We start from the raw sequence: 24,591 nt of genomic DNA on the forward strand, positions 1-24,591 counted from the left end.
CATCATGCGCACCATGCTCGTTCTTGCTCTGCTTGCCTTTGCCATGCCTGCCTATGCCGCCAACCATGCGGTCCAGATCAAGGGCATGAAATTCAACCCGGCGAAAATCTCGGTCGCCGTTGGCGATACCATCACTTTCACCAATGCCGACCCGATGACGCACACCGCCACCGCGCTTGACGGCTCCTTCGACACCGGTCACCTCGCCACCGGCAAGAGCGCCAAGGTCAAGATATCAGCTGCGGGCGCCCACCCATTCCATTGCGCGATCCACAGCACTATGAAGGGCACTGTCACGGCGAAATAGCACGGCTGGCCGGTTTTCCTTTCGGCGGCCGATCGGCTAAGGGCGGGGAGCAAACATCCTCGCTTCTCCGGATCGCCGCCTCAATGACCACCAAGACCAAGCCTCAGTCCTTCGCCAGGTCGCCCCTGTTCCTCGGGATCGACACCGGCGGCACCTATACCGACGCCGTGTTGTGGTCCGAAACGGAGGGCCCCCAACAAGGACCCAACAAGGGCAAGGTGCTGGCCAAGGCCAAGTCGCTGACGACGCGGCACGATCTTGCCGTCGGCATTTCAGGCGCGGTCGACGCGGTGCTGGCGAAGGCCGGCACCGACCCGGCGGCGATAAAACTGGTGTCGATGTCGACGACGCTTGCCACCAACGCGCTGGTCGAGGGCCAGGGCGGCCGGGTGGCGCTGATCATGATCGGCTTTTCGGAGGCCGACCTCGCGCGCGACGGGCTGAAGACGGCATTGGGCACTGACCCGGTGGTGTTCTGCCCTGGCGGTCATGATGTGCATGGCAATGCCGCGAAGCTGGACCTCTCGGCGTTGGAGGCAGCGCTGCCCGAGCTGGAAAAATCGGTGTCCGGCTTCGCCGTCTGCGCCTATTTCGCCACCCGCAATCCGGCGCATGAGATCACCGCCCGCGACCTGATCCGCGAGAAGACCGGCCTGCCGGTCACCGCCAGCCACGAACTCTCCGCCAAGCTCGGCGGCCCGCGCCGGGCGCTGACGACGCTGCTCAATGCAAGGCTGATCTCGATGATCGACCGGCTGGTGGCGGCAACCGAAGGTTTCCTCGAAGCCCGCAAGATCGCCGCCCCCCTGATGGTGGTGCGCGGCGACGGCGCGCTCGTCTCGGCCGCCTTCGCCCGTCAGCGACCGATCGAGACCATCCTGTCCGGCCCGGCCGCCAGTCTGGTCGGTGCCCACCACATGACCGGCCTCGACAATGCCATGGTCTCCGACATCGGCGGCACCACCACCGACGTCGCGGTGCTGGACAAGGGCCGGCCGCGGCTTGATCCCGAAGGCGCCACGGTCGGTGGCTTCCGCACCATGGTCGAGGCAGTGGCGATGCGCACCTTCGGCCTCGGCGGCGATTCCGAAGTGACGCTCGAAGACGGCGCGCTCAATCCGAAAATCCTGCTCGGGCCTCGCCGCCTGGTGCCGCTGGCCCTGGCCGGCATGATGCACACAGAAGCCGTGACCCTGGAACTCGAGCGCCAGCTGCGTTCGCCCAATCCAGGCCGCATGGACGGCCGGTTCGCCGTCAGGACAGGTGTGCCTGACCGGCTTGCCGCCGGGCTGACCGGGGCCGAGGCGCGGCTCTATGAGGTGATCGGTGCCACGCCAATTGCCGTCGACAAGCTTCTGACTTCGAATGCGCAGAACGCGACCCTGAACCGGCTGGTGTCGCGCGGGCTGGTGCATGTCGCCGGCTTCACGCCGTCCGACGCCGCCCATGTGCTGGGCAAGCAGGCGAATTGGGATGCGGCCACGGCGCGCCTCGGCGCCGAACTGTTCGCCCGCAGGCGCGACGGCCGGGGGCAAGCGATTGCCGCCTCGCCGGAAGCGATCTCGGAGCGGGTGCTGGTGACGCTGACGCGCTGGTCGGCCGAATACATCCTCGAAACCGCCTTTGCCGAGGATGGGCTCGATGGCGCATCGACCGTGGCGCATGCGCTGGTGCAGCGCGCGGTCGACGCGCATCCAGGCATCGCGCGCCTCAGCGTCGCGCTGGACCGGCCGGTCATCGGCCTCGGCGCCTCCGCGCCATTGCACTATGCCGGCCTGCCGCCATTGATCGGCAATGACTGCGTGGTGCCCGAGGATACCGACGTCGCCAACGCGCTTGGCGCGGTCGTCGGCCAGGTGCGGGTTTCGGCGGAGGCACGGGTCAGCCAGCCCAAGGAGGGCCTGTTTCGTGTCGCCTCGGGTGAGACCGTGCGTGACTTTCTCGATGAGGCAGCGGCGATCGCGTCAGCCGAAAGCGATGTCCGCGCCATTGCCGCCGGACGCGCCAGGGATGCCGGCACCGACAGCGCCGAAATCGAAGTCATGACCGAATTCCGGGTTTCGACCGTCGAAGGCCAGCGCATGTTCATCGAGGCGCATGTGGTGGCGGTGGCGTCCGGGCGGCCAAGGATCGCGGTTTGAGAGCCTAATCTCCCCCCTCGAGGGGGAGATTAGGCCGAAGGCGACAGAGGGGGTCGCCGCGCATGGAGCGCCAACTTTATTCTGTCGAGGAGGCTGAGCCCAGTCGAACCGACCCCCTCTGGCCGCTCCGCGGCCATCTCCCCCTCGAGGGGGGAGATCGGCGGCGTTGCCAACCTTGCCTAAATGGCCCCTTCACCTTAAGCCGAATTGACCCTCGAACCCCGACATGCCAAAGGCCCGCAAAAGCTTTCGTCTGGAGACACGCTGATGACCGACCGCATCGAGATCGCCGGATTGCGGATTGCCCGCGAGCTGCATGATTTCGTGGAGCGCGAGGCGCTGCCGGGCACCGGGATCGTGGCCGACGCATTCTGGAACGGCTTTTCGGCCATCGTCCACGACCTCGCGCCGAAGAACCGGGCGTTGCTTGCCAAGCGCGACGCCATGCAGGAGAAACTCGACGGCTGGTATCGCGCCCATGGCGCGCCCGTCGACATGGATGGATACAAGGCCTTCCTCAAGGAGATCGGCTATCTCGTTCCCGAAGGCCCGGCCTTCAGCGTGACGACGGACAATGTCGACCCGGAGATATCCGTCGTTGCCGGGCCGCAGCTGGTGGTGCCGGTGATGAATGCGCGCTATGCGCTGAACGCCGCCAATGCGCGCTGGGGTTCGCTCTATGATGCGCTCTACGGCACCGACGCCATTCCGGAAACGGTTGGCGCGGAAAGGGGCAGGAGCTTCAACCCCGCGCGCGGCGCCAAGGTGGTTGCCTGGTCCAAGAACTTTCTCGACGAGTCGGTACCGCTCACCTCCGGCAAATGGGCCGGAGTGAACGGGCTTTCGGTGGCGAACGGCGCGCTGCGGCTGAGCGCCGGCGCCGGCTCGACGACGCTTGCCGACCCCAGGCAATTCGCCGGCTATCGCGGCGATCCGGCCAATCCCGATGCCGTCCTCCTGGTGAAGAACGGCCTGCATACGGAGATCGTCATCGACCGCAACAACCAGATCGGCAAGACCGATCCGGCCGGGATTGCCGATGTCATCCTGGAATCTGCGCTGACCACCATCCAGGACTGCGAGGATTCGGTGGCGGCTGTCGATGCCGAGGACAAGGTCGTCGTCTACCGCAACTGGCTGGGCCTGATGAAGGGCGACCTGGCGGAAGAGATCACCAAGGGCGGCAAGACCTTTACCCGCAAGCTCAATCCCGATCGCTCATACACCGCGCCCAATGGCGGCACGCTGACCGTGCCCGGCCGCTCGCTGATGCTGGTGCGCAATGTCGGCCACCTGATGACCAACCCGGCGATATCAGACCGCGACGGCAACGAGGTGCCGGAAGGCATCATGGATGCGGCCATCACGGCGTTGATAGCGCTGCACGATGTCGGCCCGAAGGGACGTCGCGCCAATTCCCGCGCCGGTTCGATGTATGTGGTGAAGCCCAAGATGCACGGGCCGGAGGAAGTCGCCTTCGCCGCCGAGATCTTTGGCCGTGTCGAGGCGCTGCTCGGGATGGCCGACAATACCATCAAGATGGGCATCATGGACGAGGAGCGGCGCACCACCGTCAACCTCAAGGAGGCGATCCGCGCGGCAAAAGACCGCGTCGCCTTCATCAACACCGGCTTCCTCGACCGCACCGGCGACGAGATCCACACCTCGATGGAAGCCGGCCCGATGATCCGCAAGGGCGACATGAAGCAGGCGGCCTGGATTTCCGCCTACGAAGCCTGGAATGTCGACACTGGCCTCGAATGCGGACTGGCCGGCCATGCCCAGATCGGCAAGGGCATGTGGGCGATGCCCGACCTGATGGCGGCGATGCTGGTCGAAAAGATCGCCCATCCGAAGGCCGGCGCCAACACCGCCTGGGTGCCGTCGCCGACGGCGGCCACACTGCACGCCACGCACTACCACAAGGTCGATGTGCAGGCCGTGCAGGCGGCGCTGAGGAGCCGGCCCAAGGCAAAGCTCGACGACATCCTGTCGGTGCCGGTCGCGGTACGCCCGAACTGGAGCGACGCCGACATCCAGAAGGAGCTCGACAACAACGCACAGGGCATTCTTGGTTATGTCGTGCGCTGGATCGACCAGGGCGTCGGCTGCTCGAAAGTGCCAGATATCAACGACGTCGGGCTGATGGAGGATCGTGCCACGCTGCGCATCTCCTCGCAGCACATCGCCAACTGGCTGCGCCACGATGTCTGCTCGCGCATCCAGGTGATGGACTCCCTACGGCGCATGGCGGCGATCGTCGACCGGCAGAATGTCGGCGATCCGCTGTATCGGCCGATGGCACCGGATTTCGACAATTCAATCGCCTTCCTTGCCGCCTGCGATCTCGTCTTCAAGGGCCGCGAGCAGCCCAATGGCTATACGGAGCCGGTGCTGCACGCACGGCGGCTGGAGCTGAAGGCGAAAGAGCGGGTGGGCTAGGCGCCAACGGTAGATCCCTAGCGCTGACGTCCCCCTCCCCCTTGAGGGAGGGTGGCCGCGAAGCGGACGGGAGGGGTCGTCGAAGAGACTCTCGGCCTTGCCGAAGTTTGAAACCGAGCAGGTTTCGGACGTATCGATGAACGCCCTACCAAGGCACATCGTCGAAATTGGAGTTGGCGCACTGCCGTTGCGACCCCTCCCGTCCGCTTCGCGGCCACCCTCCCCTCAAGGGGGAGGGAAACGTCACGCCGCCTGCGCCACCCGCTCAGACATCATCCGGTAGGAAATCGCCTCGGCCAGATGGATGCGGCCCACCGTTTCGCTGGCGTCGAGGTCGGCCAGCGTCCGCGCGACTTTCAGCACGCGATGATAGGCTCGGGCGGAGAAGCCGAGCTTTTCGCTGGCGTCCTTCAGCAGCGTCAGGCCGGCGGCGTCCGGCGTCGCGATCGACTCGATGATGGAAGGCGAACAGTGCGCATTGGTGGTGGCGCGGGTGACGCCGAGGCGTTCGAAACGCTCGCGCTGGATGGTGCGGGCGCGCGCCACGCGCAGCGCCACGGCCTCGCTTTTCTCGGCCCGGTCCGGCCGGATCAGATCGCTGGCCGAAACCGCCGGCACCTCGATACGCAGATCGATGCGGTCGAGCAGAGGGCCGGAAATGCGCGCCTGATAGTCGGTGCGGCAGCGCTCGCCGCGCAGGCAGCGATAGCCGGGCTCGCCAGCCATGCCGCAGCGGCACGGATTCATCGCCGCGACCAGTTGGATGCGCGCCGGATAGGTGACGCGGTGGTTGGCGCGCGCGATCATGCAATCGCCGGTCTCCAACGGCTGGCGGAGCGCATCCAGCGTCTGCGGCGTGAATTCGGGGAATTCGTCGAGGAACAGCACGCCGTGATGGGCGAGCGAGACTTCTCCGGGCCGGGCACGTATGCCGCCGCCGACCATGGCCGCCATCGAGGCCGAATGGTGCGGGGCGCGGAATGGCCGCCGGTCGGTCAGCTTGCCTTCGCCGAGCTCGCCCGCCACCGATGCGATCATCGAGACTTCCAGAAGTTCCTTCGGCGCCAGCGGCGGCAGGATCGACGGCAGCCGCTGCGCCAGCATGGATTTTCCGGAACCGGGTGGGCCCACCATCAGCAGATTGTGCCCCCCAGCCGCCGCCACTTCCAGCGCCCGCTTGGCGGTCTCCTGGCCCTTGATGTCGCAGAGGTCGGGCAGGTCGCGCGCCGAGGCGTGGACGCCGGCCTCCGGCCGCGACAACACCTGCGTGCCACGGAAATGGTTGGCGATGGCGATCAGGCTGCGCGGCGCCAGAATATCGAATTCCCGCCCCGCCCAAGCCGCCTCCGGCCCACAAGCGAACGGACAGATCAGGCCCTTGCCCTCGGCATTGGCGCCGATCGCCGCCGGCAGCGCGCCGGCGACGGCGGCGATGGTGCCGTCGAGCGACAGTTCGCCGAGCACCACATAACCGGCCAGCATGTCGCCCGGAATGGCGCCAAGTGCCGCCATCAGGCCAAGCGCGATCGGCAAATCATAGTGGCTGCCCTCCTTGGGCAGGTCGGCGGGCGCCAGATTGACGGTGACTTTCTTCGACGGCATCGACAGGCCGGAGGCATGAAGTGCTGCCTGCACCCGTTCGCGGCTCTCGGCCACCGCCTTGTCGGCCAGGCCGACGATATGCATGTTGACCTTGCCGGGTGCGATCATCACCTGGACATCGACCGGTACGGCCTCGATGCCCTGGAAAGCCACCGTGCGAACCCGCGCCACCATTTCTTCTCAAGCCCCCAAGAGACCGGCTCGCTCGCGGCTGCGATCAGGCCGCGAGCGAGGTCAGCCTAGACAACCATAGATTTTCATTTTGAGCAAGAACATTACAGGAACATTTGACCACACAAGATCATTTGTCGCCCATGCTCGGTCTTTGATCGGGGTCTTCCAGCGCACAATCAAGTTCAGGGCTCGATGACACTAGAGAACCATCGCCGTGGTCAGGCGACAGAAGCCACTGAGAGCATGCGGGCGACTCTGGCTGCCGCAGCCATTTCACTCTCAAGGTTTCACAGCCTTCTATCTGAAGAGGGTGTTTGTCCTCGACAGGAGACGACGCCCCCAACCCAGCAAGGCTCCCTCGGGCGTCTCCACGGCAGGCTGCGCATACTTCGCGCAGAAATAGACGCAATAGGTCGTATTGCAGACCGAACTCTTGTCCCGCAGGCGCAGCGAGCCATCGAGCATGTTGCCGAGTTGCGGTCCCCCACACAGGGAAACATCGCCCTCGGGCGTGATGGCCACAAACTTGTAGCCCGCATCGCATGTGCGTCCCTTGAAGGAGGGCACGCCGCCGAGATAGTCCTCGTCGCTGAAGAAGTTGATGGTCGGCGCCTCGCCCATGCCGTCGAGAACATTCTGGTAGGCGGTCTGGCCGCCGAGGAGCGCCGTCCTGAATCGCGCCTTGTCCACCTCGCTATAGGCATCCGGATAGCGTTTGCCTTGGAAATTTTCGCGCAGGATCTTGGGCGTCACGGCAAGTCCGGCATCGCGGATGGGGCCGGCCATCTCGTCGAAGTTGGCGAGCACCTCGGGCGTCGCCACCATGGTGATCAGCATGGTGAAGCCGGCGTCGCGAAGCGTCACAGCGCGCCGCACAAAGGCGGCAATGCCATTCTTCCTCTCCCGTTCGTTGGGATGGAAGGCGGCGTGGATGAAACGGATACGCTGCGGATCAACCGCACCGATGAGTGACAGGACCGTGTCGAGGGATAGGTTGGTGTTGACCGAGAGGTGATGGCGTTGCGTCAGCAACTGGCATAGGCGACTGAATTCGGGATAGGCGGTCGGCTCCCCTCCCGTGATGTGGAGGAGCCAGGTCAGGCCGGTGGCATCGAATGCCTCCTGCCACTTCTCCGGCCTGGCGTGGGCACCTATCTTGGTGGCAAGGACTTCTGGCGGCGAGAAGCAATAGGTGCAGCGAAAATTGCATCCCCGAAGGAGGGTCCAATCAGCTTCGACATCATAGAAGCGCGAAGCGTTTCCAGGAGCGCTGCTTGCGGCAAGATGTGCCGAGGCCATCGCACTTCCATCCGCCATAGTCGTGCCCTGCTTCACGAAGCTCCGCCCCGTCGCTTCCGGTAAAAACAGAAGAGCCTCGAACGGTTAACTTACGGTACCCGGTCAAGTGGTGGGAGTCCATGCAGGCTCCGGAGCTGTCGCCGACCGGTTTCGGCGCTGCCTAAATCGATCGGTTGGGGATGCAGTTGGAATCTAGCGATACCGACCTCTTGAGCACAATCAATTGCTTGATCAAATCAAGAACATCACCCGAACATGCAATCGCTAAAGTTGCAGTCAGATCAAGCCCGGTTGCAAAAGCGGAACATGGCTAAGACAAAATGAAAACGGCTTATGTCCGCTTCGCCTCGACGGCGTCCCAGAACAGGCTGGCGATGTCGGCGCCGCCGAAACGGCGGACTTCGCGCACGCCGGTCGGCGACGTCACGTTGATCTCGGTCATGTAGTCGCCGATGACGTCGATGCCGACCAGGATGAAACCGCGCTGCTTCAGCGACGGACCGATGCGGGCGCAGATCTCGCGCTCGCGCGCGGTCAGTTCGGTCTTTTCGGCGCGGCCGCCGACATGCATGTTGGAGCGTGAATCATGCTCGGCCGGCACCCGGTTGATGGCGCCGACCGGTTCGCCGTCAATCAGGATGATGCGCTTGTCGCCCTTGCGCACGTCCTTGAGGTAGCGCTGGACGATATAGGGCTCGCGGAACATCTGGCCGAACATTTCGAGCAGCGAGGCCAAGTTGCGGTCGGCCTCCAGCAGATGGAAGATGCCGGCGCCGCCATTGCCGTAGAGCGGCTTGATGATGATGTCGCCGAACTCCTTGCGGAAGGCGGCGACTTCCAGCGGGTCCTTGGTGATCAGCGTGTCCGGCATCAGGTCGGAAAATTCGGTGACGAAGATCTTTTCCGGGCTGTTGCGCACCCAGGCCGGATCATTGACGACCAGCGTCTTCGGGTGGATACGCTCGAGGATGTGCGTGGTGGTGATGTAGTTCATGTCGAAGGGCGGGTCCTGCCTGAGCAGGACGACGTCCATCTCCGACAGGTCGGTGCGCACCTTCTCGCCCAGCGAGTAGTGGCTGCCCTTCTCGTCGCGGACGGTCATTTCCTCGATGCGGGCAAACACCTTGCCGTCGCGTAGTGACAGCCGGTCGGGCGTGTAGTGGAACAGCTGGTGGCCGCGCCGCTGTGCTTCCAGCGACAGCGCGAAGGACGTATCCCCCGCAATCGACACTGTGGAGATATGGTCCATCTGGACGGCAATTTTCAGCTTCATGTCAGATCTCCGAGGCAGTCGACGCAAGCGATATAAGGAACCCGCGGCGTTCTGCCAATCGGGCCAGCGCCGGATGCGGCTTGGGGCTGATGGCAAGACTCGGCGGAAGAGGCCCTTAGCGGTCGAATACCAGCCGCGAATAGCCGAGGAATGACAGTGTCATGGCAGCCAGCGACGCGACCGCGAGCGCGGCCAGCGGCGGAGCCGCCGGGAGTGCGAGCAGGATGGCCGAATAGACGAGATAGTTGACGATGCTGGTGGCGATGCCGACGCCGCCATAGCGCGCGCCTTCCCGTGCGATGCCGCGGCTCGATGGCTGGAAGGTCAGATGCCGGTTGATCGACCAGGTGACGCACAAGGCGAAGCCGATCGACAGGATGCGGGCGAGGAAAGGCCCGTATGGCGTAACGTCCAGCAGCAACCACAGTGCCACCGCATCGGCGACGAAGCCGATGCCGCCGGCGAAAATGAAACGAACGATGCGTTTCATGATCAATCGTCAGGCCGCGCGGGGCGTCTTGCCGTGCGGGGTCTTGAGCGTTTCAGGCTCGCCCGCGCGCTCGCGGCGCTCGACACGGCCCGACGGCATCGACAGATAGAAGATACGCTTCTGCTCGGCCCGGCCGCGCGACACGGAATCGAGGATCAGCCCGGTCACCGCCGCCAGCATGGAGAGCAGCAGCAACGCGACGGACAGCACCCAGGTCGGCATGCGCGGAACAAGGCCGGTCTCGACGAATTCGATCAGCACCGGCGCCATCAGGAACAGGCTGGCTCCGAGGAAGAATACCGAAAAGGCGCCGAAGAAGCGCAGCGGCTGCGTCTCCTTCACCAGCATGGCGAACATCCACAGGATCTTGGCGCCGTCACGATAGGTCGACAGTTTCGAGGACGACCCTTCCGGACGGCGGCCATAGTCGAGCGCGATCTCGCTGACCGGCAGTTTGAGCTGCGAGGCATGGACCGACATCTCGGTCTCGATCTCGAAGCCGCCGGACACGGCGGGGAAGCTCTTTACGAAACGCCTTGTGAAAACGCGATAGCCGGAGAAGATGTCGGTGAAATCGGTGCCGAACAGCCGCTTGTAGAGGCTGTTGAAGATACGGTTGCCGAAGGCATGGCCGGTCCTGCCGGCATCGTCGGTGACGCCGCGCCTGGTGCCGACCACCATGTCGGAGCGTTCGGTCAGCAGCGTGTTGATCAGTTGCGGCGCGTCCTCGGGGGCGTAGGTGCCGTCGCCATCCGCCATCAGATAGATGTCGGCATCGATATCGGCGAACATGCGGCGCACCACATTGCCCTTGCCCTGGCGCGCCTCGCGCACGACTATGGCGCCTGCGGCGCGAGCCCGCAGCGCGGTCAGATCCTTGGAATTGTTGTCGTAGACATAGATCTGCGCCGAAGGCAGCGTTTCACGAAACCGCCTGACCACCTCGGCGATCGTCAGCTCCTCATTGTAGCAGGGCAAGAGCACGGCGATGGAAGGTTCACAACGAACTTCTTGCGGCATTTTCATCTCCGGCGCCTTGCCTGACGATATGGTGGCGCTGAGAGCCAGCCCGTTCAGGCGGCTTTACTATTTATTGAAGCCGTTAAGGCCAGGTTAGGACCGGTCTACATTCCTCCAAAGGTCATGAGAATGAGTGGCCAAGGACCGCGCTTCCACCTGGAAGTTCGATCTCGTGCTGGCGCCGCTTGCCGCGCCGGCAGCCTTGCCGCCAGCGTCTCGTGACGAAGAACCCGTACCGTCGTTTGAACATCGAGGTTGGTTCAAGCTGCAAGGAAGCTGACAGACTTGGTGCGATTCCCATTCGAAGGCGGTTCTCAGGCGCCTCTCAGCCGCTCTGAGGACGCTACTTGGGTGCGGCAACGGCCGTACCGAAGCCGACCGTGACGGGATCAGCAGTTGCCTGCCGATTGCCCACATATCGTACACGCAGTTGAAGGAACGGCGCTTCGACGCATGTGTAGCTGAGGTAGCCGATCGGGATGGTCGCCAGGAAGCACAGGCCGGACCAGAGGCACGCCACGTAGAAATTGCTTATGCTCATAATTCTGGTGTTGATGAACTCAGCCAACTGCATGACGAAAAACAGGTGCAGCAGATAGATTGAATAACTATAAGACCCGGCCTTCTCCATGATCTTGAGCGGAAGGCTCGCTCGCTTCTGCGAAAAACTCGTATCGTAGTATGCGATCCCAAACGAATACGCTGCCGCCTCGATGGTCGGCAAGATGATCCATATCCAGTGCGGCGACGGATAACGCACCAGTTGATAAAATCCGCCGGCGGCATCGAACCACCAGAAGAACCCCGAAAATGCCGCCAGAACAGCCATCGCCAGCCAGTGCCGGTCCTTCGCATAGGCGCGAACCTGGAAGGCGAAGATGCCGGCCAAGAACTGGTCTCCATGTCCAATGATGGTCCAGGCGGCTACAGACTGCGCCTGGCCGATTTGCTCGTACAGCGCGACCCGCAGCAAGATGGCTGCCGCAATGAACAGCAGGGGAGCGAACACGAACCGCCTGGATGCCATCAGCAGGAACGGAAGCAGTATATAGAAGTGGGCTTCTACGGTTATGGACCAGCCGCCATTCGGAAGGATGGGAAGAACAAGCCCCTCACCGACCCCCGTGAAATATTCGCCCAAGGGTTGTCCAGCCATGTATCTCCGGCAAGCCTCGATACATATCACGGCCAAAAGCAGCGGAAGCAGTCTTAGCGCCCTGTTGGCAAAAAAGGGCAGATACCGGATCTGCTTTCCATCAAGGAGCTTGGCAAACAGGTAGCCGGAAAGCGCCATGAACAATGAAACGCCGGTATGCCCTTCATCCAGAAGGCTGAACACGGGAAAAGCCGGTACGAAGCCATAAGGTACAGGCCCCTCAGGGGACTGGTGGAGAAAATGCCAGGTGAAGACCAGAAAAATCGCCAGGCCGCGAATATGATCAAGCGCCGGGTAATGTTCTCCAGTCGAGGATTTCATGATTCAGACCACGGATCCCGCGTTTTGCGCAATCGTTCCACAGACCTTGCACGACCAATCTCTGCGTCAGAATTATTTTCAATTCATTAAACGCAGAAAGTCGGGGCTCCGGCACATACTCCTCTAAACTTGGGCATCGCCGATGTGTGCGTCCCGCAAACTTCTGCCCCATGTGCGGTAGACCCGGGGTCCTCGTTCCGGGCAGGGCCGCGTGTGGAGTGCTGATGTTACCGAGCTGCGGCGGGATCGTCGAAAACGGATGAACCAGGAGGCGTTCCACAGTCACTACCGAGATTGCCCTACTGCCGCCGATAAGAACCTCAACGACGAAGTCCGCTGGATCGTTGTCGTTCAGCACTATTCGACGGGAAACTCCGTCGGCGAGAACGACCGTGAAGCTGCGGTTGTACCGCTGGCCCTCTTTGTTGGACGGGTGAACGCAGTCAAGTAACCGCTGACGTTCATCCGGTTCAGGACTGAAAGCCAGCCTCGCCAAGGCGGCTTTACTATTTATTGAAGCCGACAAGGCTAGGCTAGGACCGGTCGACATTCCTCCAAAGGTCATGAAATGGGCACAGCCAAGGACGGCGCCTGGAAGTTCGATCTCGTGCTGGCGCTGCTCGCCGCTCTGGTGGCCGTTGCCGTCAGCGCCTATGCGGGTTTCCCGCAATTGGCCAACGCCCATGGCGACAATGACAGCCTGCTGCAGCTGGTCCAGGTGCGCGACCTGCTGGCCGGCCAGGGCTGGTTCGACATGCACCAGTACAGGATGGGCCCGGAAGGCGGCTTCATCATGCACTGGTCGCGGCTGCTCGACGCGCCGCTTGCCCTTGCCATTCTGGGCACCTCCGCACTGACCGGCAACATGGCCCTGGCCGAGAGGATCGTGCAAGTGGCCTGGCCGGCCCTGCAATTCTGGCTTTCGGTGTTCTTCATCATTCGCGCGGCGCGCAATTTCGCCGGAGAGCGCGCCGTCGTGCCCGCCATCGTCGTCGGTGGCGCGGCGCTCTATTATCTGGGGATCTTTTCGCCGGGCTCTCTCGACCACCACAATATCCAGCTGATGCTGACGCTTGCGAGCCTCAGCTTGCTGCTCGACGCACCGACCCGCAGATGGGCGGCCATGCCTTCCGGGATTTGCGCGGCGCTGACCATGGCCATCGGCATGGAGAGCGCGCCTTATGCCGGCGCCCTCGGCGTCCTCGTCGCCATGCTCTTCCTCACCGGCGGAACGGGGGAGCGGCTGATCGCCCACGATTTCGGCATTGGCTTTGCCGGCGTTTGCGCCGTCGTCTTCGCCACCACCGTGCCGGTGTCCGCATGGAGCCAGGCGCAATGCGACACATTCTCGGTCGTGCAGTTCGCGGCCGCCGCGATCGGCGGCGCCGGCCTGGCGGCCATTGCCACGATCGATGCCATGAACCGCACGCTCCAGCGGCGGGTGATGTCGCTCGGCTTGCTTGCCCTGGCGCTGGGCGCGGTCGTCGTGGTGCTGTTTCCGCAATGCCTGGCCATGCCCTACGCAAATCTCGACCCACGCATCAAGACGCTGTGGCTCGACCACATCGACGAGGCGCAGTCGCTGTACAAACTCATATTCGAGAATCCGGCGCGGGTGGCGGCGCGTTATGCAACGCCGCTGCTGGCGATCATCCTGATGGCGCTGCGGCTGCGCGGTGGCGGCTGGCGCAGGCAGGACAGCATTGTCGGCGCGCTGCTCGTCGTCGCCTTCATCGTCAGCACCTGGGAGGTGCGGGCGTCGACATTCTCGATCGCCTTCGCGGTCATCCCGCTTTCCGCCTGGATCGCGAAATGGCGCCAGCGGGCGGAAACCAGTTCCTCGCGCGGCGTGGCCTTGAAGATGGCCGCTGTCTGGCTGGTGTCGGTGAATGCCGTCTGGACGGGCGCCGCAGCCGCCGCCTCGCTTGCGTTCGAAGCCGACAAGCCGGTGGCCGACCATGGCGACGTTGACGCGACCTGCGAGAGCAAGGCCACCTTCACCATGCTAGGCCAGCAGCCACAAACCACGGTGCTGGCGATTTCCAATCTTGGATCGCCCATCCTGGCCTACACGCAAAACCGTGTTTTCGCCGGGCCCTATCATCGCAACATCGCGGGAAATCTCCTGGCGCTCGACGCCTTCATGGGATCGACCGCGGCCGCCAGGACGATCGCCAGGGATCACCGCGTCGGCCTCGTCGCGGTGTGCCGCGGCAACCCGGAAACCAGGCTTCTCGCCTCCAAGGCACCGGAGGGCTTTCTTGCCGGGCTTGCGGGCGGCAACGTGCCGGAATGGCTCGAACCGATCGCGCAAACGCAGGGTAGCCAGCTCGAACTCTATCGCGTGCGGCCAGGCAGTTGAGCAAGTATTTTTCAGCTGTTCGGGCCAATCTACATTGCCCTGAGAAAACTCGACTTCGGGATACGTTTCCTAAAGGGTTTGCTGCCAGTCTGGAAATAAATTCCGAGTTCTAAAACAGGGACACCGATGCAAACGTCGTTTGGCACCGGTCAGGCAAACAGGGAGACAACGGATCTGGCGTTCACTGATCCGTTGACCGGGCTTGGCAATCATCGTCGATTCTTCGACAAGGTCGACCGTCTGATCAGCGATCGGGCCGACGACCCGGCGCCTTTCACCGTCGGCATTCTCGACCTGGACGGCTTCAAGCCGATCAACGACCTGTTCGGGCACAAGGCCGGCGACGACATCCTGATCCAGGTGGCGATGCGGCTGCGCGCCTCGATGGACGGCTACTCCACGGTCTGCCGCATCGGTGCCGACGAGTTCGCCTTTCTCTATCCGATGGTGTTCAGCGAGGAAGCTGCGGCCGAGAAATCCCGCATGCTGATCGAGATCCTGTCGGCGCCCTATGATGTCGGCGAACGCACGGCAAGGCTCTCGGCCTCGGTCGGCTGCTCGCTGTTCTATTCGGGCGACGAGACGACCGAAATCCTCGTCAACAAGGCCGAGACGGCGCTTTACCACGCCAAGCGTTCGGGACGCGGTCGGGTGGTCGTCTACACCCGCGAAATGGAAGAGGCGGCCAAGCGCGTCACCCGCATCGAACAGGCCTTGCGCCGCGCCGTCTCGGCCGGCGAGGTAGAGCCACATTTCCAGCCCATCGTCGACCTGAACACGCGCCGCACCGTCGGTTTCGAGACGCTGGCGCGCTGGACCGACCGCGACCTCGGCTCGGTGCCGCCGACGGTGTTCATTCCCATCGCCGAGGAGCGCGGCATCATCGGCCCACTGTCGCAGCTGGTGCTGCGCAAGGCCACTGAGGCAGCCAGGAGCTGGCCCAAGGACCTGTTCCTGTCCTTCAACCTGTCGCCGTCGCAGCTCGTCGACCAGAACACCGGCCTGCACATACTGGCGATCCTCGACCGCACCGGCTTCGACCCGCGCCGGCTGGAAATCGAGATCACCGAGACCGGCCTGATGAACGATCCGGCCTCGGCCGAGAAGATCGTCGAGGATCTGCGCCGCGTCGGCATCCGCGTGTCGCTCGACGATTTCGGTACTGGGCAGTCCTCGCTTGGCCGTTTGCGCGAATTCCATTTCGACAAGCTCAAGATCGACCGCGCCTTCGTCTCCTCCATTCTCGACGACCGTCCGTCGGAACACATCATCCGGGCGATCCTTGCCATGTGCGAGGGGCTTGGCATGGACGTCGTCGCCGAAGGCATCGAGCAGGAGGCGCAGGCCGACCGGCTCGTCCAGTTCGGCTGCGCCGGCGGGCAGGGTTACCTGTTCGGCAGGCCGGTCGACGCCGACGCGACGCTCGGCTACCTGCGCGATTCGTTCCGCGGCGCCCTGCACGCCAAGGCGATCTGAGCCACCGATCCGCGATCTGTCCGGAAGCACATTGAGCTCGCGCTGAGCCGCGATGTCTTTTTGTCAGACATAAGCAAAACGAATCTGCTTTTCGCCCTTGCCCGCCGGACGTGTCTGGCTAGGATGCGCGCCGGTCCGGCTTGGAGAAACAGATCATGATGCCATCGGCGCATTTTGCCGACCTCGAAGGCGCTTCGGTGCTGATCACCGGCGGCGGTTCGGGCATTGGCGCGGCCTTGACCGAGAGCTTTGTGCGCCAGGGCGCCAATGTCGCCTTCATCGACATCGCCGACGGCCCCAGCCAGGTGCTTGCCGACCGCATCGAGAAAGAGCTCCGACGGCGGCCCCTCTATCTCAAGACCGACCTGCGCGACATCGAAGCCTTGCGCGCCTCCGCGGCCAGCGCGGCCGAAGCGCATGGCGACGTCACCGTGCTGATCAACAACGCCGCAGTCGACGATCGGCATGCCGTGGAAGACGTCACGGTGGAATTCTGGGACAACAACCAGGCGATCAATCTGCGGCCGCACTTCTTCACCGCGCAGGCGGTGGCGCCGGGCATGAAGCGGGCAGGCGGCGGTTCGATCATCAATTTCACCTCGACATCCTATCTGATCAACCATCCGGACATGCCCTCCTATACCGCCGCCAAGGCGGCGATCGTCGGCCTGACCAAGGGTCTGGCCGGAAAGCTTGGAAGCGACGGCATCCGCGTCAACGCGGTCGCCCCCGGCTGGGTCATCACCGAGCGACAAAGAGATCTCTGGGTGACCGAGCAGGCTCTCGCCGCCCATGTCGCCAAACAATGCATCAAGGAAGTGATGCGTCCCGATGACATGGTCGGGACGGCATTGTTCCTGGCGTCGGATGCTTCGCGCATGCTGACCGCGCAGATGCTGATCGTCGACGGGGGCTTCCTGTGAGCGAGGCAGCGGCCGTTGCAGTCGTTGACTGGGGCACGACCCGTCTCAGGGCCTGGCTGATCGACGAAACGGGAAAGGTCCTTGCCGAGCGCCGTGGCGACGACGGGTTGATCACCGCGCAGCAAAAGGGGTTTTCGACCATTCTCGAAGGCCATCTGGCGGCCATGGGCGCGACGGCGCAACTGCCCGTCATCATCTGCGGCATGGCCGGCTCTCGCCAAGGCTGGCTGGAGGCGCCCTATGTAACCGTGCCGTCGCCGCTCAGTGCCATTCTCGCGGGTGCTGCGCGGGTTCCCGGCCAGGAACGCGACATCCGCATCGTGCCTGGTCTCGCCCAGCGCCTGGCCGACGCACCGGACGTCATGCGTGGCGAGGAAACGCAGCTCGCGGGCGCTGGTTTGCCGGCAAAGGGTCGCCATGTCGTCTGCATGCCGGGCACTCATTCCAAATGGGTTGTGATCGAGGATGGCGGCGTCGCCGGCTTCTGCACCTGGCCGACCGGCGAACTGTTTTCGGTGCTGGCTGGCCATTCGATCCTGCGTCACTCGCTGGGCGAGCATCCAGAGCCGGTCACGGCCGAAAACCCATTCTTCCGACGCTGGTGCGAGACGGCGTTGAGCGAAGGCGGCGACGTCACCTCAAAACTGTTCTCGATCCGCGCCGCCGGCCTGCTTCAGGACCTCAAGGCCGACGATGCGGCCGCTTGCCTGTCCGGCCTGCTGATCGGCGGCGAGATCGCCTCGGCGAGACGCCGCTATGGAGATGCATCCGCATCCGTCGTGCTGATCGCTTCCGGCGCGCTGGCGTCGCTTTACGGGGAAGCGCTTGGCCTTGCCGGGCTTGCGGTCAGGACCGTCGACGCGGACGAAGCCGTGCGCGCCGGCCTTATCGAAGCGGCACGAGAGAATGGCATGATCGCCAGAACCGGAGTTGCCCGATGACGCAGACAGCAAGCTTTCCGAAGCTCAAGCGCGGGCTGGTCGCCATCCTGCGTGGCCTTAAAGCGGCCGAAGCCATAGCCATGGGCCAGGCAATCTTCGACGCCGGCATCGAGGCGATCGAAGTGCCGCTCAACTCACCCGAGCCCTTTTCGTCGATCGCCCGGATCGTGGACGTGCTTCCGAAAACCGCCCTGGTCGGCGCCGGCACCGTTTTGACGGCTGCGGATGTCGATGGCCTGCACAAGGCCGGTGGGCGGCTTCTGGTCAGCCCCAATATCGACGCCGAGGTGATGGCGCGGGCGATGCATCATGGCTTGGTGACAATGCCCGGCGTGCTGACACCTACCGAGGCGTTCCAGGCCATCCGGCTGGGCGCCTCGGCGCTGAAATTCTTTCCGGCAAGCGTGATCGGCGCGGCCGGCATTTCCGCCATGCGCGCGGTGCTGCCGCCATCGACGCTGGTGGGCGCGGTTGGCGGCGTTTCGGAAAAAGACTTTGCCGGCTACAAGGCGGCGGGAGTCACCATGTTTGGCCTCGGCTCCAGCCTGTTCAAGCCGGGCATGAGCGTCGATGAGGTGGCCGCGCGCGCGCATGCCGCTGTGGCGGCCTGGGACGCAGCCTTCGGAGAGGCATGATGAGCGAGATCGTTTCCGTCTTTTCCGACCATGTCTGCCAGTTGGGCGAGGGGCCGAGCTATGATCCCGGCACCGACGCGCTTTTCTGGTTCGACATCGTCAACGGCCATATGCTGGAGAAGGGCCTTTCCGGCGGTGCTGTAAAAATCCATGAGCTCGGCCAGATGGCCAGCGCCGTCGCCATCATAGACGATAACAGACAGCTTATCGCCACAGAAACCGGCCTGCATGTGCGCGACGTGACTACCGGCAAGCTGACGCTGCACACGGCGATCGAGGCCGATAATCCGCTCACCCGCTCCAACGATTCCCGCGTCCACCCCTGCGGCGCGTTCTGGACCGGCACGATGGGCAAGGACGAGGAGAAGGGCGCCGGCGCGATCTACTGGTTCTTCAAGGGCGAGCTGCGCCGGCTGTTTTCCGACATCACCGTGTCGAATTCGATCTGCTTTTCCGAGGATGGCACGATCGCCTACTACACCGACACCGCGACCGGCCTCCTGATGCGCGTCACCTGCGATCCGGCAACCGGCCTGCCCACAGGTGAGCCAAAAGTGTTCGTCGACCATCGCTCGTCGAAGGGCCATGTCGACGGCTCGGTCGTGGACCGCGACGGCGTGCTGTGGAACGCCGTCTGGGGTGGCAAGGCGGTGAAGGCCTATTCGCCCGATGGCACGCTGCAGCGCGAAATCGCGATGCCGGTGACGCAGCCTTCCTGCCCCGCATTCGTCGGGCGCAAGGGCGATCGGCTGACAGTGACATCGGCCTGGAAGGGCAAGGACGAAAAACAGCGCAAGCTCGATCCGCAGGCCGGCATGACCTTCCTGCTCGACATTCCCGTCAACGGCCGCTTTGAACCGCGCGTGCTGATCGCCTGAGTTTGCCAAGCGCGGCCTGATATGCGCCGCGTTGACGCAGTCCGCCACTGTCACGCATGCGTCCGGCATGCGTCGGTTTCGCGAAAGCCGATTGCAAGCGCCATGCGATGGTAGACCAAAGCACCGCCAGGAATCGTCCGACCATGCCCAACACCAAGCCGAAGCTGATCCTTGTCTACGAGCCGGAGAAGGCCTGCTTCGACCGGCTGATCGCCGACGGTTATGCCCCCGACCGTGCCACGGAGATTTCGTCCTACCTGGCGCAGTCGACCGATCTTGCGTATGAGTTCGAAGCGCTCGCCGCCGCCTGCCTCAGGCGCGGTCTTTCCTTTGGGCCGGTGACGCTCGACGATGCCGCTGATGCGCTCGCCGACCAGAATCCGCAGGACACGCTTGTCTGGACACTGTCCGACGGCATCGCCTATTTCCGGGGTGGCGCGGCACCGGCACTCGCCAGGCTCAAGGGGCTGAAGACGATCGGCGCCGACGATTCCCTGTTCGCACTCTGCCAGGACAAGTTCCGTTCCGGCGCTGTGCTCGGCGCACTCGGCCTGCCGGCGCCGCAGGCTGGCCTTGCCCGCAACGGAAAATGGCTGGTGGAACCACCGGCGGCGGCGGCGGGCTGGTTCGTCAAGCCGAACCGGCTGGGCGCCAAGATCGGCATCTGGCCGGATTCACGCTGCAATGACCTGAGCCACGCGCTCGAACTCAGCCGGCGCGTCTACGCAGCCTATCGCGACGATGTCGTCGTGCAGCCCTACGTCCCCGGCCGCAATGTGCGCGCCAGTTTCCTCGGGCTGGTGCCCGGCGCCGGTGTCGAGGCGCTCGGTGTCGCCTTTGTCGATTCAGGTGCCGATTTCCAGACCATGGAAGACAGCATGGCGCTCTACGGCGAAACGGGCGAAGCGGCGAAGGCGCAAGGACAATACGCCGAGCCGGAACTGCTGCCGGTCGGCGACAGCCAGCCAGGCGCCGATGCAAAAATACGCAGCATAGCCGAGCGGCTGATGAGCGGGCTCGGCCTGCGCGATGTGTTTTCGATCGATCTCAGGGTCGAGTCCGACGACACTATTCATCTCATAGAATTCGAGGTCTGCCCCGGCCTGCCCTGCTTCGATTTTCGCGCCTATTGCCGCTCGCAGTGGAATATGAGCCTGGCCGATGCCATGGCCGAGATGGCGGCAAGCCGGCTGTCGGGCCCGCAAAGGCTTGCGGCGCAATAGCCTGCCTTGACGCCCTCCGCATCGCCTCTACTGTCGCGGCCTTGTCAATGAAGGCCGCCCGATGACCACCACGCCAGTCAGCTCCGAGAGCCTGCATCACCACATCAAGCGCATGAGCGGACGCGATCCGCATGAGGCGCATCGCGTCGCCACACCGCTGGAGCTTCTTTTCGACCTGACCTTCGCCACTGCCTTCGGCCTTGCCTCGTCGCAGCTGGCGCATTCCCTGGCGGAAGGCCACTATACCGCCGCGCTGCTTGGCTTCGGCTTTGCGAGCTTCGCCATCTGCTGGGCCTGGATCAACTTTTCCTGGTTCTCTTCCGCCTACGACACCGACGACTGGATCTTCCGCCTCGTCACCATGGTGCAGATGATCGGCGTGCTGGTGCTGGCGATAGGCCTGCCGCGCATGTTCACCTCGATCGAGAACGGCGAGCATCTCGACAATTCCATTATGGTGCTGGGCTACGTCATCATGCGCGTGGCCATGATTTTCCAGTGGCTGCGCGCGGCAAGGCAAGATCCCTCGAGGCGTGAAATCTGCCTGACTTACGTCACCGCCATCTCGATCGCGCAGGTCGGCTGGGTGGTGCAGATTCTGTTCGACTTCTCGGTACTGACAAGCCTGGTGCTTGGCGCGATCCTGCTTGTCATCGAACTTGCCGGGCCGGTGATTGCCGAGCGCAGGAATGGTGGCACGCCCTGGCATGCCCACCATATGGCCGAGCGTTACAGCCTGTTCGCCATCATCGCGCTGGGCGAAAGCGTCGTGGGCACGCTGGCGACGCTGTCGGCCGTGGTCGAGGAGCAGGGCTGGAACCTCGATGCCGTGCTTGTCGGCGTTGCCGGCACCGGGCTCACTTTCGGTATGTGGTGGGTTTATTACATGCTGCCATCAGCACCGGTCCTCCACGCGCATCGGGAGCGCGCCTTCGTCTGGGGTTATGGCCAGATGCTGGTCGTCGCTGCAATCGTCGCGACGGGAGCCGGCCTGCATGTCGCGGCCTATTTCATCGAGCACAAAGCTCATATCGGCCCCCTGGCGACCCTGCTTTCCGCCGCCGTGCCGCTCGCCATTTTCCTCGGCGCGATCTACGCGCTCTACTACTACCTCGTGCCGCGTTTCGACCTTTTCCATATCTGGCTGTTGGCGGGAACCGCGGCGGTGGTCGCGCTTGCCATTGTCGCCGCGCTCGCCGGCGTGGACATGGCCGTTTGCCTCATCATCCTGACGATGGCGCCGGCGTTCACCGTCGTCGGCTACGAAATCCACGGCCACCGGCACCAAGCCGAATCGCTGGCGCTCGACGCGCGACAAACGCTGCACTGAGACAGGGGGCGCCCGCCGGGGCGGTATCCGTCCGTGCGTCAGATGCCTTCGACCAGGACGATCTCGCCATCGGCGACTTTCTGGCGGATGGCGACCGCGCGCTGATACTCCGGCGAATGGTAGCAGTCATGCGCCACGCCAAGCGATTCGAATTCGATGATGACGTTGCGCGCGCGGCCAGCCCCCTCGGCTTTCTCATGCTCGCCGCCGCGCGCCAGGAATTTCGCGCCGAAACGGTCGAAGGCCAGCTTGGAGGCGGCGACATACTCCTTGTAGCCTTCGGCGTCGCGCACATCGACGCGGGCGATCCAGTATCCCTTGGGCATTTTTTCCTCCCTGATTTCCGTTGTAGGGCGAAAGCCCGAATTTGAAAGTCGCTCCGGATGACCGCCGGTGTGCCTTCAGGCGGAGCGCATTTCGGCAAGGATCGCCTCGGCCGCCGCACGCCTGTCAGCCGCCCCGACAACCGGGCGGGCAACGACAAGATGGCTGGAGCCGCTGCGGATCGCCTGCGCCGGCGTCACCACGCGCTTCTGGTCACCATGGTCGCTGCCCGCAAGCCTTATGCCCGGCGTGACAACCGCCATGTTCGGCCCGACGATTCGCCGCACCGCTTCGGTTTCCTCGGCCGAGCAGACGATGCCGCCCATGCCGGCATGGAGCGCCTGTTCCGAGCGCCTCAGCACCAGCGTGTGCGGATCATATTCATAGCCGGCGTCGATCACGTCCTGCTCGTCCATCGAGGTCAGCACGGTGACGCCAAGCAGGCAAAGGTCGCTACCCCTGGCCGCCTCTACCGCCGCTCTCATCGTCTTGGGATAGGCGTGCAGCGTCAGCATGCTCATGCCCATCTTGACGATGTTCTCGACGCCCTTGGCCACCGTATTGTCGATGTCGAGCAACTTCATGTCGAGAAAGACCTTCGTGCCGCCGCTGGCCAGCTCGCGGGCGAAGTCGAGCCCGCCGGCGAAGGCAAGCTGATAGCCGATCTTGTAGAAGGAGACGACGCCGTCGAGCTCGCGCACCACCTTCTCGGCTTCAGCCACCGTTGGCACGTCGAGGCCAACGATCAGTCTTTCCTGGATCGACTGGGCCTGAATGGATTGAGCCTGCATGGCGGCGGCAATCACGCCTCGACCCGGGTCGACAGCATGCGCGATGTTTCGATCAGCGTGCGGCATAGATGCTCCATCGATTGGCGTAGTCTTTCGTCCGTGAAATGCCCGTCCTTGTCGAAAGCGCCGCTGGCGCCCGACACCGAGCATTCCGGCGTGATCACTTCCAGCTGGCATCTGACCAGCACGGCGCGTAGATGATTGATACAGCGTATGCCGGCGAACTTGCCGTCGGAGGAGGAACAAAGCGCGGCAGGCTTGCCGGCAAAAGGCCTGAACGGCCGGCCGCCGTCCTTGCGCACCCGGCTCACCCAGTCGATCGTGTTCTTGAGCAGCGGCGGGATGGAGCCATTATACTCCGGCGTCGCGATCAGCAGCCCGTCATGGGCTGCGACCAGCCGGGCGAGCTTCATGGCATTCTCGGGAATGCCTTTTTCCCTTTCCAGATCCTCATCCAGGATCGGCAGCGGATAGTCGGCGAGCGAGATGCGGGTCACGACCGCGCCCTGCATGGCGAGTTCGGTCTGCGCCACGTCGGCGGTCCTGCCGCTGAAGGCGCCGGTCCGGACCGAGCCGGCGAAAACGAGGATTTTCGGGATCACTGCCATGGGCCTACCTTGTCAGCCGGCAGGTATAGGTCAAGTGTTGCCCGAATCCCAAGCGCTTATCAGCCTCAATGCGCGCCGCGCCGGTAGATCCACAGCTGCGTTGGCGGGATGTTGCGGATGACGAAGTGGAAATGCTCGACGGTGTAATTGCCGCGGCCGGGCGGGATAGGCGACATCGGGCCGTAGGTCAGTTGCACGATCGGCCGGCCGGCCGGGATGCGGTCGAGCAGGCTGTTGATATAGGCGATGCGCTGGGCGACCGGAAAGTTGAGCAGCGGCACGCCGGAGACGACGGAATCGAAGGTCAGGCCGCTCTTGTCGCCGAGCGTGGCATCGAGATTGAAAGCGTCGCCCTCGATGACGTTGACGCCAGGGTAGAGCCGGCGCAGATGGCGCACGAAGTCGGTGGAATACTCGACCGCGTAGAGGTTTTCGGGCCGCACGCCCTGGGCGAGGATGGCGCGGGTGATGACACCCGTGCCCGGGCCGACCTCAAGCACCGGCAGGCCCGATTTCGGATTGACGATCGACGCCATCTTGCGAGCGGTGATGGAACTGGTCGGCACGATCGAGCCGACCGTCTTCGGCTTGTCGATCCACCCTTTGAAGAATTTGAGCTCGTCGTCGAACTTTTCGGCCAGCGTCTTCCGCAACCCGGGACCACGTGTCATGCAAGTTCTCCAGAACGCCCCACGATGGTACTTAACACTTGGGTGACCCAAGGCAAGGTGCTGTCATGCCAATGTCGTGGACAAGATAGTTTTGGTCGTGTCTCAAGGCGTGATGCGTTTCACGGATTGACCCGGCGTGCGTTGGATTCCGCCAGATCGATATCGTTGCCCCCAAAACCGGTTCCCGCTTTTGGGCGACATGCA

The 24,591-nt window shown here is 63.8% G+C and carries 23 protein-coding genes; 13 read left to right on the forward strand and 10 right to left on the reverse strand.

What is annotated here, in order from left to right; translation table 11 throughout:
• The first annotated feature begins 4 nt into the window (after positions 1-4).
• The 3 genes from ABVQ20_RS23350 to ABVQ20_RS23360 all read left to right on the forward strand — a co-directional run bounded on the left by ABVQ20_RS23350 (position 5) and on the right by ABVQ20_RS23360 (position 4,890).
• Positions 5-307, forward strand: a complete 303-nt coding sequence (locus ABVQ20_RS23350; RefSeq protein ID WP_354461827.1) for a cupredoxin domain-containing protein — start codon at positions 5-7, stop codon at positions 305-307.
• Between the two features lie 83 nt (positions 308-390).
• Entirely contained in the window at positions 391-2,448 is a 2,058-nt protein-coding gene (locus ABVQ20_RS23355; RefSeq protein ID WP_354461828.1) for a hydantoinase/oxoprolinase N-terminal domain-containing protein, read from the forward strand.
• Between the two features lie 267 nt (positions 2,449-2,715).
• The gene (locus tag ABVQ20_RS23360) at positions 2,716-4,890 is read left to right on the forward strand and encodes a malate synthase G (RefSeq protein ID WP_354461829.1); all 2,175 of its coding nucleotides are present in this window, start codon (positions 2,716-2,718) and stop codon (positions 4,888-4,890) included.
• A 243-nt stretch (positions 4,891-5,133) separates the two neighbouring features.
• Here ABVQ20_RS23360 and ABVQ20_RS23365 read toward each other — a convergent pair whose 3' ends face one another.
• From ABVQ20_RS23365 to ABVQ20_RS23385, 5 genes are all read right to left on the reverse strand, one after another.
• A complete protein-coding gene (locus ABVQ20_RS23365) occupies positions 5,134-6,666 on the reverse strand; it encodes a YifB family Mg chelatase-like AAA ATPase (protein ID WP_354461830.1) in 1,533 nt (510 codons plus the stop codon).
• 297 nt (positions 6,667-6,963) lie between these two features.
• Positions 6,964-7,965 carry a radical SAM protein gene (locus ABVQ20_RS23370; RefSeq protein WP_354461831.1) on the reverse strand — a complete coding sequence of 334 codons (1,002 nt, stop codon included), beginning with the start codon at positions 7,963-7,965 and terminating at the stop codon, positions 6,964-6,966.
• Positions 7,966-8,296: 331 nt separating this feature from the next.
• Positions 8,297-9,238 (reverse strand): glutathione synthase, encoded by a 942-nt coding sequence (gene gshB / locus ABVQ20_RS23375; protein ID WP_354461832.1) that lies wholly within the window; start codon positions 9,236-9,238, stop codon positions 8,297-8,299.
• Positions 9,239-9,353: 115 nt separating this feature from the next.
• On the reverse strand, positions 9,354-9,728 hold the full coding sequence (locus ABVQ20_RS23380; protein ID WP_354461833.1) for a GtrA family protein: 375 nt from the start codon (positions 9,726-9,728) through the stop codon (positions 9,354-9,356).
• 9 nt (positions 9,729-9,737) lie between these two features.
• Positions 9,738-10,748, reverse strand: a complete 1,011-nt coding sequence (locus ABVQ20_RS23385) for a glycosyltransferase (protein WP_354461834.1) — start codon at positions 10,746-10,748, stop codon at positions 9,738-9,740.
• Positions 10,749-10,881: 133 nt separating this feature from the next.
• Between ABVQ20_RS23385 and ABVQ20_RS23390 the strand changes: the two genes are divergently transcribed.
• Positions 10,882-11,028 carry a hypothetical protein gene (locus ABVQ20_RS23390; RefSeq protein ID WP_354461835.1) on the forward strand — a complete coding sequence of 49 codons (147 nt, stop codon included), beginning with the start codon at positions 10,882-10,884 and terminating at the stop codon, positions 11,026-11,028.
• Between the two features lie 63 nt (positions 11,029-11,091).
• Here the strand turns inward: ABVQ20_RS23390 and ABVQ20_RS23395 are convergent, their stop codons facing one another.
• Positions 11,092-12,225, reverse strand: a complete 1,134-nt coding sequence (locus tag ABVQ20_RS23395) for an acyltransferase family protein (protein WP_354461836.1) — start codon at positions 12,223-12,225, stop codon at positions 11,092-11,094.
• A 259-nt stretch (positions 12,226-12,484) separates the two neighbouring features.
• Between ABVQ20_RS23395 and ABVQ20_RS23400 the strand changes: the two genes are divergently transcribed.
• The 9 genes from ABVQ20_RS23400 to ABVQ20_RS23440 all read left to right on the forward strand — a co-directional run bounded on the left by ABVQ20_RS23400 (position 12,485) and on the right by ABVQ20_RS23440 (position 21,993).
• Positions 12,485-12,676, forward strand: a complete 192-nt coding sequence (locus tag ABVQ20_RS23400) for a hypothetical protein (protein WP_354461837.1) — start codon at positions 12,485-12,487, stop codon at positions 12,674-12,676.
• 117 nt (positions 12,677-12,793) lie between these two features.
• Positions 12,794-14,587, forward strand: a complete 1,794-nt coding sequence (locus ABVQ20_RS23405) for a GtrA family protein (protein ID WP_354461838.1) — start codon at positions 12,794-12,796, stop codon at positions 14,585-14,587.
• Positions 14,588-14,713: 126 nt separating this feature from the next.
• Positions 14,714-16,063: a putative bifunctional diguanylate cyclase/phosphodiesterase gene (locus ABVQ20_RS23410; protein WP_354461839.1), complete on the forward strand. Its 1,350-nt coding sequence runs from the start codon at positions 14,714-14,716 to the stop codon at positions 16,061-16,063.
• A 155-nt stretch (positions 16,064-16,218) separates the two neighbouring features.
• Positions 16,219-16,986, forward strand: coding sequence for an SDR family NAD(P)-dependent oxidoreductase (locus ABVQ20_RS23415; RefSeq protein ID WP_354461840.1), 768 nt, complete (start codon positions 16,219-16,221; stop codon positions 16,984-16,986).
• Positions 16,983-17,927: a 2-dehydro-3-deoxygalactonokinase gene (locus ABVQ20_RS23420; protein ID WP_354461841.1), complete on the forward strand. Its 945-nt coding sequence runs from the start codon at positions 16,983-16,985 to the stop codon at positions 17,925-17,927. Before ABVQ20_RS23415 ends, ABVQ20_RS23420 begins: the two co-directional genes overlap by 4 nt.
• Positions 17,924-18,562, forward strand: coding sequence for a 2-dehydro-3-deoxy-6-phosphogalactonate aldolase (locus tag ABVQ20_RS23425; protein ID WP_354461842.1), 639 nt, complete (start codon positions 17,924-17,926; stop codon positions 18,560-18,562). The genes ABVQ20_RS23420 and ABVQ20_RS23425 overlap by 4 nt, the downstream gene beginning before the upstream one ends.
• The gene (locus ABVQ20_RS23430; RefSeq protein WP_354461843.1) at positions 18,559-19,440 is read left to right on the forward strand and encodes an SMP-30/gluconolactonase/LRE family protein; all 882 of its coding nucleotides are present in this window, start codon (positions 18,559-18,561) and stop codon (positions 19,438-19,440) included. The genes ABVQ20_RS23425 and ABVQ20_RS23430 overlap by 4 nt, the downstream gene beginning before the upstream one ends.
• A 143-nt stretch (positions 19,441-19,583) precedes the next feature.
• Positions 19,584-20,663 (forward strand): D-alanine--D-alanine ligase family protein, encoded by a 1,080-nt coding sequence (locus ABVQ20_RS23435; protein ID WP_354461844.1) that lies wholly within the window; start codon positions 19,584-19,586, stop codon positions 20,661-20,663.
• Positions 20,664-20,724: 61 nt separating this feature from the next.
• Positions 20,725-21,993, forward strand: a complete 1,269-nt coding sequence (locus tag ABVQ20_RS23440; protein ID WP_354461845.1) for a low temperature requirement protein A — start codon at positions 20,725-20,727, stop codon at positions 21,991-21,993.
• Between the two features lie 38 nt (positions 21,994-22,031).
• On the opposite strand, the gene ABVQ20_RS23445 is transcribed toward ABVQ20_RS23440, so the two are convergent.
• From ABVQ20_RS23445 to pmtA, 4 genes are all read right to left on the reverse strand, one after another.
• Positions 22,032-22,319: a DUF1330 domain-containing protein gene (locus tag ABVQ20_RS23445; protein ID WP_354461846.1), complete on the reverse strand. Its 288-nt coding sequence runs from the start codon at positions 22,317-22,319 to the stop codon at positions 22,032-22,034.
• 75 nt (positions 22,320-22,394) lie between these two features.
• On the reverse strand, positions 22,395-23,108 hold the full coding sequence (gene pyrF / locus ABVQ20_RS23450; protein WP_354462255.1) for an orotidine-5'-phosphate decarboxylase: 714 nt from the start codon (positions 23,106-23,108) through the stop codon (positions 22,395-22,397).
• 11 nt (positions 23,109-23,119) lie between these two features.
• Positions 23,120-23,716 (reverse strand): NADPH-dependent FMN reductase, encoded by a 597-nt coding sequence (locus tag ABVQ20_RS23455; RefSeq protein ID WP_354461847.1) that lies wholly within the window; start codon positions 23,714-23,716, stop codon positions 23,120-23,122.
• A gap of 65 nt (positions 23,717-23,781) precedes the next feature.
• Positions 23,782-24,387 (reverse strand): phospholipid N-methyltransferase PmtA, encoded by a 606-nt coding sequence (pmtA, locus tag ABVQ20_RS23460; protein ID WP_354461848.1) that lies wholly within the window; start codon positions 24,385-24,387, stop codon positions 23,782-23,784.
• Positions 24,388-24,591 lie beyond the last annotated feature (204 nt).

The sequence above is a fragment of the Mesorhizobium shangrilense genome (assembly GCF_040537815.1).
Taxonomy (GTDB): domain Bacteria; phylum Pseudomonadota; class Alphaproteobacteria; order Rhizobiales; family Rhizobiaceae; genus Mesorhizobium; species Mesorhizobium shangrilense.